This is a genomic window from Actinokineospora spheciospongiae, from assembly GCF_003182415.1.
In the GTDB taxonomy this organism is placed as follows: domain Bacteria; phylum Actinomycetota; class Actinomycetes; order Mycobacteriales; family Pseudonocardiaceae; genus Actinokineospora; species Actinokineospora spheciospongiae.
In genome coordinates this window covers 264747-276828 of record NZ_QHCP01000005.1, presented here as the reverse complement: position 1 = coordinate 276828, position 12082 = coordinate 264747, and the positions used below count along the sequence as shown (strand labels likewise).

Genomic DNA, 12082 nt, shown 5'->3' with positions numbered 1-12082 from the left:
CGTTCGGCTGCGTCAGTCGGGCAGGCGGGCGCCGGTGGCGGCGTCGAACAGGTGCACCGCACCCGGGACCGGGACGAGTCCGAGCTTTTCGCCGCGCTGCCACGGGGACATGCCGGGGGCGCGGACCGCGATGGGCTCCGGGGCGCCGCCGTCCACCGACACCCGGGAGGTCGACGTCGAGCAGTACAGGTACTGGTCGCTGCCCAGTTCCTCCACGACCTCGACCGTGGCGGGGATGCCGTCACCCGGCGCCTTGATCTCCCAACCCTCGGGGCGCACGCCGACGACGACCGCCTCCGAGGTCAGGGCCGCGCGCTGGGCCGGGGTCAACGGGATCGCGGAACCGTCCACCTCCGCCGACTCACCGGACACCGTCCCGACGATCAGGTTCATCGCCGGGGAGCCGATGAACCCGGCGACGAAGAGGTTGGCGGGCTTGCCGAACAGGCCGATCGGCGTATCGCACTGTTGCAGGAGACCGTCCTTGAGCACCGCCACCCGGTCACCCATCGTCATCGCCTCGACCTGGTCGTGGGTGACGTAGATCGTCGTGACACCCAGCCGCCGCTGCAACGAGGCGATCTGCGTGCGGGTCTGCACGCGCAACTTCGCGTCCAGGTTGGACAGCGGCTCGTCCATGCAGAAGACCTGCGGGGAGCGCACGATCGCCCGACCCATCGCCACCCGCTGGCGCTGGCCGCCGGAGAGCTTGGCGGGCTTGCGGTCGAGGTAGTCGGTCAGGCCCAGCAGCGCCGCCGCCTCGCGCACCCTGCTCTCGCGCTCGGACTTCGCCATCTTGGCGATCTTGAGGTGGAAGCCGATGTTCTCCCCCACCGTCATGTGCGGGTAGAGCGCGTAGTTCTGGAACACCATGGCGATGTCGCGTTCCTTCGGCGGCAGGTCGGTGACGTCGCGCTCGCCGATGTGGATCGTGCCGCCGTCGACGCCCTCCAGGCCCGCGAGCATCCGCAGGGTGGTGGACTTGCCGCAGCCGGACGGGCCGACGAGCACCAGGAACTCACCGTCGGCGACCTCCAGGTCGAGACCGTCGACGGCGGGGACGGGGTTGCCCGCGTAGTAGCGCGTGGTGCCCGCGAAGCTGACCGTTGCCATGGGGACTGCCTTTCCCGGTCGGGGCTACTTGCCCGCGCCGAGGGTGAGACCGGTGATGATCCGGCGGGCCAGCAGGACGTAGAGCACGAGCATCGGCAGCACCACGATGGCTACCCCGGCGACCAGGCCGCCGTACTCGGACTGGTAGCTCGCCGCGCTGTTGAACGCGAACAGCGCGCGGGCCAGGGTGAAGTTGGCGTTCTCGTTGAGGAACACGATCGACAGCAGCGTCTCGTTCCACAGGCCGATGGCGTTGAGGATCAGCGCGGTGATCAGCCCGCCGCGCGCCAGCGGCAGCATGATGGTGAAGAACGTCCGCGCCGGGGAGGCGCCGTCGATCGCGGCGGCCTCCTCCAGCTCGTCGGGCAGCGACCGGAAGAACCCGGTGAGCAGGAAGACGGTGAACGGCAGCGACAGCGCCACGTAGATCAGGAACAGCCCGAACAGGTTGTTCGTCAGGTCCAGCTCGGCCATGCCGATGAACAGCGGGATCACCACGGTTTGGAACGGGATGCCCATGCCGATCGCGACGAAGTTGGTCAACCCGTTGGCCCCGCGCACCCCCAACCGGGTCAGCGCGTAGGCGGCGGGCGCGGCCAGCAGCACGATCGCCACCGACGACACCGCCACCAGGACCACGGTGATGACGAACGCGCGGCCGAACCCGGCGTTGTTCCACGCGTAGGCCAGGTTCCGGAACAGTTGCCCGCGCTCGACCCAGTACGACGGCAGCGCGAACGGCTTGGTGAAGATCTCGATCGGCGACTTGAACGCCGCCATCACCAGCCAGTACAGCACCAGCACGTTGAGCGCGGTGAACAGCCACACCACGGCCATGCCCAGCGCGCGCAGCGGGCTGAACCCGCGCGCGGTCGGCGCGGGCTTGGGCTTGCGCGGCGGCTTGCGGACGGGTCCGCCCAGCCGCTCGTCCACTGTCGAAGTCACAAGGCGCTCCCCGTCAATACTGGATCGTGTCGCGGCGCATGAGCCTGCGCAGCAGGACGACCAGGACCGACACCAGCAGGATCATCACGACCGCCGCCGCGCAGGCCATGCCGTACTGCGGGGCGCCCTGGTCGCCGAACGAGCGGTCGAACACGTAGACGCCGAGGGTCCAGGACCGGATCGGCGGCGAGTAGGTGCCCGGCCCGGCGAGCACGAACACCAGCTCGAAGATCTTGATCGCCGAGATCGTCCAGAGCACCCCGGCCACCCCGACCACGTCCCAGGTCAGCGGCAGGGTGACGTGCCGGAACTTCTGCCACGGGGTGGCCCCGGCGATGTCGGAGTCCTCGTAGAGGTACGGCGGGATGCGGTCCACGGCGGCCATCAGGATGGTGATGTAGAAGCCGGAGCTGGCCCAGATCAGGCAGCCGGTCACCACCCAGGTGATGTTCTCCGGCGCCAGGAACTTCACCGCGTCGATGCCCACGGACTCCAGCAGGTAGTTGGCCAGGCCCTGCCGGTTGGGCCGGTAGACCAGGATGATCCCGAAGAACATCCCCAGCGCCACCGGCGCCACGATGTTGGGGAAGAACAGGACCGCCCGCACGACCTTCCCGCCGCGCATCTCCCGCAGCACCATGGTGAACAGGAACGCCAGCAGGAACGTCCCGACCCCACCGGCCACGATGTAGAGCACGGTGTTGAGGAACGAGTACCGGAACGCGTCCGAGGCGATCAGCTCGCCGTAGTTGTCCAAACCGGTGAACCGCGGCGTGTCCCCCGCCCCGGACCAGGACGTGAACCCCAGGACCACGGTCGCCACGGTCGGCACCAGCAGGAACAGCACGTACAGCGTGACGGCGGGCAGGAAGAACGGGAAGAACAGCCGCTTCTTCCTCGACAGGTGGGCACCCGCCGAGGAGGTGCGCCCCTCGGCGGGTGCGGTCACCGTCGCCATCAGTTGTTCGTCTTCCAGAACTCGGCCTGCTTGGCGGCCAGCCCCTCGACGAACTGCTTGGCGGTCAGCTTGCCCTTGAGCAGGTCGTTGTTGAGCGGGTAGAACACCGACTCCACCCACTTGCCGCCGGAGAGCGCGTCGAGCCCGTCCATGAAGATGGTGTGCTCGGCGTCGGACTCCAGCACGGACTTGATGTCCTTGAGCGAGTCCGGCACGGCCAGGTCGGCGCGCGGGGTCAGGTTGTCGGCCACCGCCGGGATGCCGGACAGGATGTCCTTGTTCAGCGTGTAGGCGATGAACGCCTTGGCCGCCTCCGGGTGCTTGGCCTTCTTGGTCACCGCGAACCCGAGCGGCAACTGCTCCACGACCTTGTGCTCGGCGCCGTCCGGCTGCGGGAACTGGAAGGTGGCGTAGGCGATGCCCTTGTCCCCACCCTGCTTGCTCAGGTACTCGCGGGTCTCGCTCGGCGCCCAGCTCCCCAGGAACAGGTACGCGGACTCGCCGTCGGCCCACCGCTGCTGCACCTGCGGGAACTTCGCCGCGTCCCACCCGTCGACCAGGTACTGCCCCTTGGCCAGCTTCTCCACCGGCTCGGCGGCCTTGGCCAGGTTCGGGTCCGACAGCCACGCCTGCCCGGACTTGTCCAGCGCCACCTTCTCCAGGCCACCCGCGCCCACGTACCGCTCGGCGATCTGGGTGTAGAAGTAGGCGTTGTAGAAGTCGATGTCACCGTCCTGGCTGACGGCGGCGAGCCCGTCGGCCTTGGCCTTGTCGAACAGCCCGAACAGCTCGTCGACGGTCTTCGGCGCCTGGAAGTCCTTCACCAGGTCCTTGTTGTACCACCAGGCGTTGCCGATCAGCTCGTACGGGATCTCGAAGATCTTGCCGTCGGCGTCCTTGTTGGCCGGGAAATCCCAGGAGGTCGCCGGGATGACGTCCCGCACCCGCTTGTCACCCTCACCGACCTTGTAGTCGAGCACGTCCTCGACCGTCTGCGTCCCACCCGGCGCCACGATCGCCGCCTTCACCTGGCTGACGTCCTGGTCGAACAGGTCCGGCACGGTGTCGGTGTTCAGGGCGGGCGCCACGTTCTGGGTCAGCAGCTTGCGCCCCAACCACTGCACATTCACCTGGACCCCGGTCTTCTCGGTGAAGCACTTGATCGCCTTCCCGAGCACCTTCCCCTGCGGCTCGTCGGCGGTCCACATGGACCAGTAGGTGAACTCCTTGTCGGTGGCGGGCTTGGTCCCCACCTCCGGACACGGCGCGTTCAGGTACTCGTCCACACCCGGGAGGGTCAACTGCGCCTCGCCACCGCCGGAACCCGAGTCCGACCCCCCGCCACCACAGGCCGTGAGCACGAGCACGGACGCCGCAGCAAGGGCTGTCAGCCTGGTCGATCGCATCGCCACCACCCGATCCAGTTGCGTGATGTTGCGCAGTTTGGCCAGATGGCAAACATCTGTCAACAAGTCCGGGTAATCCTTCACACGGACAGCCGCACCGCTGGATTGGTTTATACCACCTGCAGCAGGGCGACAGTAAAGGTGGCTCCAAGTTACCGCAGATCGCCGTGTGTAGCGGAATTCCTCGTCGTACCCGGCCGCCTCCTCGATCACCGACGAGGTGGTCGAGAACATGGTCGAGCGGTGGAACCAGCCACTCAACCGGCCTGCCCGACCGCGTTCACCAACGCCGCGCACCCGGAAGTCAGAGACGACCAAGTCGAACGCCGCTGCCGGACCACGCGCAACATGACCGCGCCCCAGGGCTGGTCGGGTTCATTTCCGGAGGCTGCCACTCACCCCGTGTCACCGAGACCAGCGCTTGGTGGTGAGGAGGTCCGTTCCTTCGATCGGTGGCAGCCCATCGTCGAGCCCGCGCATCTGGTTGTAGATGGTGCGCATCTCTCCTCGATCAGCGATCAACTGACCCGCTTGGAGTTCCAAGACGGTCCGCGTGTTCACCAGTTTGATCGTTCCGACAGAGCGACCGCTTGCACGGAGGCGGTCCAGCCTGGCGCATTCCTTGGTCGCCATTCGCGCGCCCTCGCTGTCATCGATGAGGACGATCACCTCCTGGCCCGCCTCGGCCGCGACGACCGCGTGCGCAACGACCATGGTCTCACCCAAGTCTTTGGACGTCTTCATGCGCTGGGCCATGGGGAGTTGCGTGATCCTCCGGACCACCGCGGCGAGTTCCGGTGTCTGACTGTCGGACAGCACCTCAACCCACCTGGCGGTCAACTTGGGCCAAGTCGTGAGAACGCGCCGGAACCGGCGATCATGTTCGGCCTTGCGCAGCAGTTCATCCCGGACCGCCTCCGGAGTACTGAGCGGACCGAGCGCCTTGATGAGAATGCGCTCCTTCCCGATTGACAGAAAGTTCAGGCCAGGACCCGCATCGATGATGGGAAGCTGCGTCATTCCCGCTCTCGTGCCGTCTGTCCAGGGACATCGTTGTCAACACGGGCGAGATCGGCGTCAAGAGCGTCAAGGTCGACCCGCACGCCAGGCAATTCATCCAGATCTGCCCAGACCGGCACCGCCTCCACGGGACGAACGCCTGCCTCGCGCAGATCCGCCTCAGCGACATCCAAGGGCGTGCCGCGCAGCGTGGCGATTGTCTGGGCGGAGACCACGCCCTCCACATAACCCCTGATCGCACGCGCCAAGAGGCGCTGCGGCGGTCTCCTCCTGTCGGACTCCTCCTGCAACGCGCGGTACAGATCGATCCAACCGAACCGAGCAGCCAACTGCGGGGCCGTCAGTCCCATCCACGCCTGTTTCGTCGTGTAGTCGATCCACCCGGCTTGGCGCAGAGCGATGGCGGCTATCGCGGGGGACACCATGAACCGCTGCACGACGTTGGAGAGAACAGTCTGGTTGACCGCTCCTGGTCTTTTCACGAGTTCCCCGAGGCCCTCGATCGGCAGCAGCAGGTGGCGCGCGAAAGCGTCGGCACGAACTTCGCCGGGGCTGCGCCCCGTCTCTCCCCCGCTGTCATCCGACGACCACACCCCCCAGTCCTCGAACAGGACGTGGCCGAGCTCGTGGGCGAGCGTGCTCCGTTGTCGCATGGGGTGTCGTGTGCGCGCAACACCGATGAACACCGTTTCGGTGGCGGGATCTCTCATCGTGAGGCCGTGTTCATCCGGCCCCGTGTCCAGAACCGCCACATCGATGCCGGTCGTCTGTTCCACGATGGTGATCAGATCACCCAATGGCTGTGTGCCCAGGTGATTCGCTTGGCGGAAACGCACCGCCTCTGTGCGGCCTTCGCGCTCGGGGTCCACGATGTCTCTCGGCTCGATCAGACGGTGGCGGGGATGGCTTGATCGTTGAGGTAGTCGTTCAGTTCCAGGAAGTGCAGCAGCGATCCCCGCATCTGCTCCATGTTCGACCCATTGGTCGACCGCGCCGCGCACTCAGCTCGCTCGGCCACCGTTGCGTCGGCAGTCAGTTGGGCGACAGTGTGACCAGTCGCCCAAGCGATCGCCACCACCTCGGACACCTTCGCCGTACGCTCGCCGGACATGATCCTCGACAGGGTGGACTGGGAAATGCCGGTCGCGGCGGCGAGCTCGCGCTGGCTGAGCCCGGCCACCTCTCGAGCACGGTCGAACACCGCACCGCTCGTCTGTGTCATGACGCCTCCCCCGAAGCTGCTGAATCAAACTTACACCAACTGATTCAGACTACACATCCGGCCGGGTACACACCATGGCACTCGACTGGGTGGTGCGTCAGATGTGGGTGCCCAGCCAGCGCAGGACGTCCGGGAGGACCGCCGTCCAGTAGGCCTCGTCGTGGGCGCCGTCGGTGAGTTCCGCCCGTTCGGGTCTCGCCTTCTCGACCAACTGCCGGGCGGCGGGGGCGAAGGGGTCGTCGGTGCCGCACCAGACGCCGAGGGCGGTGCCGTTGAGGTCCTGGGTGTGGCGGAGGGGTTCGGCTTCCTCCCACTGGGCCTTGGAGGCGAAGACCGAGCGGAGCCTCGCCTCGTTCCAGGAGGTGAACAGGGCCGGGCTGATTGCGGCGGTGGCGGCGACGTGGTGGGTGCGGGCGTGGCCCAGGGCACCGAAGGCGCCCATGGAGATGCCCATGAGCACCCGGGGTTCGCGGCGCAGGCCCAGTTCGGCGAGCCAGCCGGGGAGTTCGTCCGACAGCATCGCCCGCGGGTCGTCGGCGGGGTCGGCGGCGGTCCAGTAGCGGTCGCCGCCGTCGACCGAGACGACGGCGTAGGCGGGTGTCCCGGCGGTGACCGCCGCGGTGAGGGCGGCGGGGACGCCGAGGTTGGCGAACATGGTGGCGTCGGCGCCTCGGCCGTGCAGGGCGAGGCAGACCGGGAGGTCGCGGACCGGGGTGCCCTCCGGGCGGATGACGACCACGTTCACCGTGCGGCCACGGGCCCCCGACTGGAACGGGGTCGACTGGACCGCGGGGGGCGTGGGGCCGCCGAGGGCCGTTCGGGGCACCGTCGTGGGGGTGACCGGGGTGGCGATGCTCTTGGGCTTGAGGAGCCACCTGCCGAACACGCCGATGCCCGCCACCCCGACGACCGCCGCCGCCGTTCCGGTCAGCACGGTGCGGCGGTTCGGGCGGGGCGGCTCGGCGTCGGGCACGGGCGCGTCGTTGTCGGGCACCGGTCGGGGACTAGTCGTCCTCGTCGTCTTCGTCGTCGGTGGTGCGGGGGGGCTTGTACGGGTCGGGCTCGCCCGCGTGGACGGCACCGGAGGCGCGGGCTGCGACCTCGGCGTCGGCGGCGCGGGCCTTGGCCAGCAGGTCGTCGATGCCGCGGGCGACGTCGGGGACCTGGTCGGGGACGAAGGTCAGCGACGGGGTGAAGCGGACGCCGGTGCCCTGGCCGACCATGGTGCGCAGCCTGCCCTTGGCGCTCTCCAGCGCCTGGGCGACGCCCTGGTGGTCGGGCTCGACGTCGATCTTGGGGCCGATGACCGTGTAGTACACGGTGGCCTCGTGCAGGTCACCGGTCACCCGGGTGTCGGTGATGGTGACACCGGTCAGCCGGGGGTCCTTGACCTCGTGCTCGATGGCCGAGGCCACGATCTGGGAGATGCGCTTCGCCATCTTGCGGGCGCGGGGTGCGTCGGCCACGACGCTCCTTCTTTCTTTCTCGTACGGGTCAGTCGTCTTCCGGTCCGAGCAGCCTGCGCCGGGCCGAGAGCAGTTCCAGTTCCGGTCGACCGGCCACCAGCCGCTCGCAGGCGTCGAGCACCTCGCCGACGTGGCCGGACTCGGCGGCGACCGCCGCCACCCCGATCAGGGCGCGGCGGTGCAGGTCGAGGTGCCCGGCTTCGGAGACCGCGACGTCGAAGCGCTTGCGCAGCTCGGCCACGACGGGCCGCACCGCGGAGCGCTTCTCCTTGAGGGAGTGGACATCGCCGAGCAGGACGTCCAGCTCCAGGGCACCGACGAACAAAGTGACATCACCGTGGGTGTGCTCGTGGGGAAGGGCAGGGCGAGGAGACCCCGGGTGGCGCCGGAGCGCCACCCGGGGTCGACCGACTACGCGCGCGGCTTCTCGCGCATCTCGTAGGTCTCGATGATGTCGCCGACGCGCAGGTCGTTGTAGGACCCGAGCGTCAGACCGCACTCGAAGCCCTCGCGGACCTCGACGGCGTCGTCCTTGAACCGGCGCAGCGAGCTGATCGGCAGGCCTTCCTGCACCACGACGCTGTCGCGGATGAGGCGGGCCTTGGAGTTCCGCCGGATCTCACCGGAGAGCACCATGCAACCGGCGATCGTACCGACCTTGGAGGACTTGAACATGTCGCGGACCTCGGCGCGGCCGAGCTCCACCTCCTCGTAGATCGGCTTGAGCATGCCCTTGAGGGCCGCCTCGATCTCGTCGATCGCCTGGTAGATCACCGAGTAGTAGCGGACATCGATGCCCTCGCGGTTGGCCAGTTCGGTGGCCTTGCCCTCCGCGCGGACGTTGAAGCCGATCACGATGATGTTGTCCGCGATCGCCAGGTTGATGTCGCCCTCGGTGATGCCGCCGACGCCGCGGTGGATGACCCGCAGCTCGACCTCGTCGCCGACGTCGATCTTCGTGAGCGCGTCCTCCAGTGCCTCGACGGTACCGGAGTTGTCACCCTTGATGATCAGGTTGAGCTGGCTGGTCTCCTTCAGCGCGGCGTCGAGGTCCTCCAGGCTGATGCGCTTGCGCTTCTGCGCGTTCTGCGCGGCCCGGTTCCTGGCGGCCCGGCGCTCGGCGATCTGCCGGGCGGTCCGGTCCTCCTCGACGACCAGGAACGTGTCGCCCGCCCCGGGCACCGACGTGAAGCCGATGACCTGGACCGGGCGCGACGGGGTCGCCTCGGTGATGTCCTCGTTGAACTCGTCGACCATGCGGCGCACGCGGCCGTAGGCGTCGCCCGCGACGATGGAGTCGCCGACGCGCAGCGTGCCGCGCTGCACCAGCACCGTGGCGACCGGACCGCGACCGCGGTCGAGGTGCGCCTCGATGGCCACGCCCTGGGCCTCCATGTCGGGGTTGGCCCGCAGGTCCAGCGCCGCGTCCGCGGTCAGCAGGATCGCCTCGAGCAGCCCGTCGATGTTGGTGCCCTGCTTCGCCGAGATGTCGACGAACATGGTGTCGCCGCCGTACTCCTCGGCGACCAGCCCGTACTCGGTGAGCTGCTGGCGGATCTTCTGAGGGTTGGCACCCTCCTTGTCGATCTTGTTGATCGCCACCACGACCGGCACACCCGCGGCCTGCGCGTGGTTGATCGCCTCCACCGTCTGCGGCATGACACCGTCGTCGGCCGCGACCACGATCACGGCGATGTCGGTGGCCTGCGCACCACGGGCTCGCATGGCGGTGAACGCCTCGTGACCCGGGGTGTCGATGAAGGTGATCAGCCGCTCGCGGCCCTCGAGGGCCGTCGCGACCTGGTAGGCACCGATGTGCTGGGTGATGCCACCGGCCTCGCCCTCGTGCACGGTCGTCTTGCGGATCGTGTCGAGCAGGCGGGTCTTACCGTGGTCGACGTGACCCATGACGGTCACGACCGGCGGGCGCGCCTGCAGGTCGTCCTCGTCGCCGGAGTCCTCGCCATAGCTGATCTTGAACGAGTCGAGCAGCTCGCGGTCCTCCTCCTCGGGGGACACGACCTGCACGGTGTAGTTCATCTCCGTGCCGAGCAGCTCCAGGACCTCGTCGGAGACCGACTGGGTCGCGGTGACCATCTCACCGAGGTGGAACAGCACCTGCACCAGCGAGGCCGGGTTGGCGTTGATCTTGTCGGCGAAGTCGGTCAGCGAGGAGCCCCGGGCCAGCCGGATGACCTCTCCGCTGCCCTTGGGGAGGCGGACACCGCCGACGCTGGGCGCCTGCATGTTGTCCATGTACTCCTGGCGCTTCTGCCGCTTGGACTTGCGCCCACGCCGCGAAGGACCACCGGGGCGGCCGAACGCGCCCGCGGCACCGCCGCGACCGCCGCCACCACCGGGGCGACCACCGCCACCGCGGAAGCCACCACCACCGGCCGGGGCACCGCCACCGCCACCGGGGCGGAAACCGCCACCGGCACCGGCACCGCCGCCACCACCGGGGCGGAAGCCACCGCCACCGCCGCCGCCACCGGGGCCGCCGCGGAAGCCACCGCCCGCGCCACCGGGACCGCCGCGGGGCGCGCCACCGGGGCCGCCACGCGGGCCGCCGGGGCCACCACCGGGTCCACCGCGACCGCCACCGGCCGGGCGGGCCGGGCGGGGCGGCATCATGCCGGGGTTGGGCCGGGGCGGCATGTTGCCCGGGTTCGGGCCACCGGCCGGACGGGGTCCGCCGGGCGCGCGGTCACCGCGCGGAGCGCCCGCCGGGCGCCCCTCGCCGGGCCGGGCCGGGCGGTCGCCGCCGGGGGCACCCTGACCACCGGGACCACCCTGGCCGCCGGGCCGGGGTGCGCCGGGGCGCGGGGCGGGAGTGCCGCCGCCGACGCCGAAGGGGTTGTTGCCGGGACGCGGCGCGCGCGGACCGGGCTTGGGGGACTGCGTCCGCGGCGGGACCGTCGCGCCACCCTGCTGGGCGGCGGCCGGGCGCTGCTCGGCGGGCTTGGGGCCGGGCTTGCCCGGGGCCGGGGCCTGCGGGGTCGACGGGGTCGACTGCGCGGGCCGGGCCGGAGCGGGCGCGGGGGCCGCCGCGGCGGCGGGGCGCTGCTCCTGCTGCGGTGCGGGCTGCTCGGGACGCGGCGCGGGCTTGGGGCCCGGCCGGGGTCCGGGCGTGCCCGGTCGGAAGCCGGGGGCAGCGGGCGGGGTCGCCTGCTGCGCCGGGGCACTGGGTGCGGTCGGGGTGCTCGCCGCGGCGGCCGGAGCGCTGGGCTCGGGACGCGGTGTCGGCGGGCGCGGGGCCGGCCTCGGGCCGGGGCGCGGGCCGGACTTGGCCTCGCTCCCGCCCTTGCCGGGGTAGGCATCCCGCAACCTGCGGGCTACCGGCGCCTCCACGGTGGAGGACGCGGACTTCACGAACTCACCGAGGTCCTTCAACTTGGCGAGTACATCCTTGCTGGTGACTCCGAGCTCCTTAGCCAGCTCGTGCACACGGGCCTTGCCTGCCACTGCTCTCCTCGTCTGATGAGGCCGGCGGCAAGTACCGTCGACCTCGTCCTATCGTCGCGCGTTCATGTCTTCAGCTTCACGGCTGACTCATGACGGGTCGACCTGCTTCCTGTTTCCTTCCACGGGGCGGGGTTCTCCCGCACCGATTCCACCGCCGAGCCCGCCCCGGCGCGCCAACTCCGCGCGCAGGGCTTCGACACCGACCGCGCCCGCGGACCGCAAGGCCCTGGGGAACGCCCGCCGCTTCTCGGCCTTGGCCAGACACCGCTCGTCGGGGTGCAGCCACGCACCCCGGCCCGGCATCCGGCGCCTCGGGTCGGGGATCGCCTCCCCGGCCGCGAGAACCACTCGCAACAGTTCCGTGTCCGCCGCCCGGACCCGGCACCCGACGCACGTCCGCACCGGGCGGTCACCGCCCCGGGGGGCGGGTTCCGCGGCGCCGACGCCGTCGGGAGCGCGCATCTGACGATGAACCACCAGAAGTCTA

Annotated in this window: 12 protein-coding genes; all 12 read right to left on the bottom strand. The window is 69.8% G+C overall.

Annotation, left to right across the window (positions count from 1 at the left end; all coding sequences use genetic code 11):
• Nucleotides 1-12: 12 nt before the first annotated feature.
• Nucleotides 13-1113: an ABC transporter ATP-binding protein gene (locus tag DFQ13_RS15495; protein WP_035280615.1), complete on the bottom strand. Its 1101-nt coding sequence runs from the start codon at nt 1111-1113 to the stop codon at nt 13-15.
• 24 nt (nt 1114-1137) lie between these two features.
• Entirely contained in the window at nt 1138-2058 is a 921-nt protein-coding gene (locus DFQ13_RS15490; protein ID WP_233438426.1) for a carbohydrate ABC transporter permease, read from the bottom strand.
• Nucleotides 2059-2071: 13 nt separating this feature from the next.
• Nucleotides 2072-3016: a carbohydrate ABC transporter permease gene (locus DFQ13_RS15485; protein WP_035280611.1), complete on the bottom strand. Its 945-nt coding sequence runs from the start codon at nt 3014-3016 to the stop codon at nt 2072-2074.
• The gene (locus tag DFQ13_RS15480; RefSeq protein ID WP_233438425.1) at nt 3016-4302 is read right to left on the bottom strand and encodes an ABC transporter substrate-binding protein; all 1287 of its coding nucleotides are present in this window, start codon (nt 4300-4302) and stop codon (nt 3016-3018) included. Before DFQ13_RS15480 ends, DFQ13_RS15485 begins: the two co-directional genes overlap by 1 nt.
• 525 nt (nt 4303-4827) lie before the next feature.
• Complete coding sequence (locus DFQ13_RS15475; RefSeq protein ID WP_110080308.1) at nt 4828-5442, bottom strand: PIN domain-containing protein; 615 nt, start codon at nt 5440-5442, stop codon at nt 4828-4830.
• Nucleotides 5439-6311 carry an ImmA/IrrE family metallo-endopeptidase gene (locus DFQ13_RS15470; protein ID WP_110080307.1) on the bottom strand — a complete coding sequence of 291 codons (873 nt, stop codon included), beginning with the start codon at nt 6309-6311 and terminating at the stop codon, nt 5439-5441. The genes DFQ13_RS15475 and DFQ13_RS15470 overlap by 4 nt, the downstream gene beginning before the upstream one ends.
• 17 nt (nt 6312-6328) lie before the next feature.
• Nucleotides 6329-6664 carry a helix-turn-helix domain-containing protein gene (locus tag DFQ13_RS15465; protein WP_035280606.1) on the bottom strand — a complete coding sequence of 112 codons (336 nt, stop codon included), beginning with the start codon at nt 6662-6664 and terminating at the stop codon, nt 6329-6331.
• A 97-nt stretch (nt 6665-6761) separates the two neighbouring features.
• Entirely contained in the window at nt 6762-7658 is an 897-nt protein-coding gene (locus tag DFQ13_RS15460) for an alpha/beta hydrolase (protein WP_233438424.1), read from the bottom strand.
• Nucleotides 7659-7668: 10 nt separating this feature from the next.
• Nucleotides 7669-8130 (bottom strand): 30S ribosome-binding factor RbfA, encoded by a 462-nt coding sequence (gene rbfA, locus DFQ13_RS15455; protein WP_110080306.1) that lies wholly within the window; start codon nt 8128-8130, stop codon nt 7669-7671.
• Nucleotides 8131-8158: 28 nt separating this feature from the next.
• Nucleotides 8159-8455 carry a DUF503 domain-containing protein gene (locus tag DFQ13_RS15450; protein WP_035280603.1) on the bottom strand — a complete coding sequence of 99 codons (297 nt, stop codon included), beginning with the start codon at nt 8453-8455 and terminating at the stop codon, nt 8159-8161.
• Between the two features lie 86 nt (nt 8456-8541).
• Nucleotides 8542-11595 carry a translation initiation factor IF-2 gene (gene infB, locus DFQ13_RS15445; protein WP_035280600.1) on the bottom strand — a complete coding sequence of 1018 codons (3054 nt, stop codon included), beginning with the start codon at nt 11593-11595 and terminating at the stop codon, nt 8542-8544.
• Nucleotides 11596-11682: 87 nt separating this feature from the next.
• Nucleotides 11683-12057 (bottom strand): YlxR family protein, encoded by a 375-nt coding sequence (locus DFQ13_RS15440; protein ID WP_052020940.1) that lies wholly within the window; start codon nt 12055-12057, stop codon nt 11683-11685.
• Between the last annotated feature and the right edge of the window lie 25 nt (nt 12058-12082).

Excerpts from the sequence above, each read along its gene's own strand:
- DFQ13_RS15495 (WP_035280615.1), bottom strand. The coding sequence starts at position 1,113 with ATGGCAACGGTCAGCTTCGCGGGCACCACGCGCTACTACGCGGGCAAC.
- DFQ13_RS15485 (WP_035280611.1), bottom strand. The coding sequence starts at position 3,016 with ATGGCGACGGTGACCGCACCCGCCGAGGGGCGCACCTCCTCGGCGGGT.
- DFQ13_RS15475 (WP_110080308.1), bottom strand. The coding sequence starts at position 5,442 with ATGACGCAGCTTCCCATCATCGATGCGGGTCCTGGCCTGAACTTTCTG.
- DFQ13_RS15465 (WP_035280606.1), bottom strand. The coding sequence starts at position 6,664 with ATGACACAGACGAGCGGTGCGGTGTTCGACCGTGCTCGAGAGGTGGCC.
- DFQ13_RS15440 (WP_052020940.1), bottom strand. The coding sequence starts at position 12,057 with ATGCGCGCTCCCGACGGCGTCGGCGCCGCGGAACCCGCCCCCCGGGGC.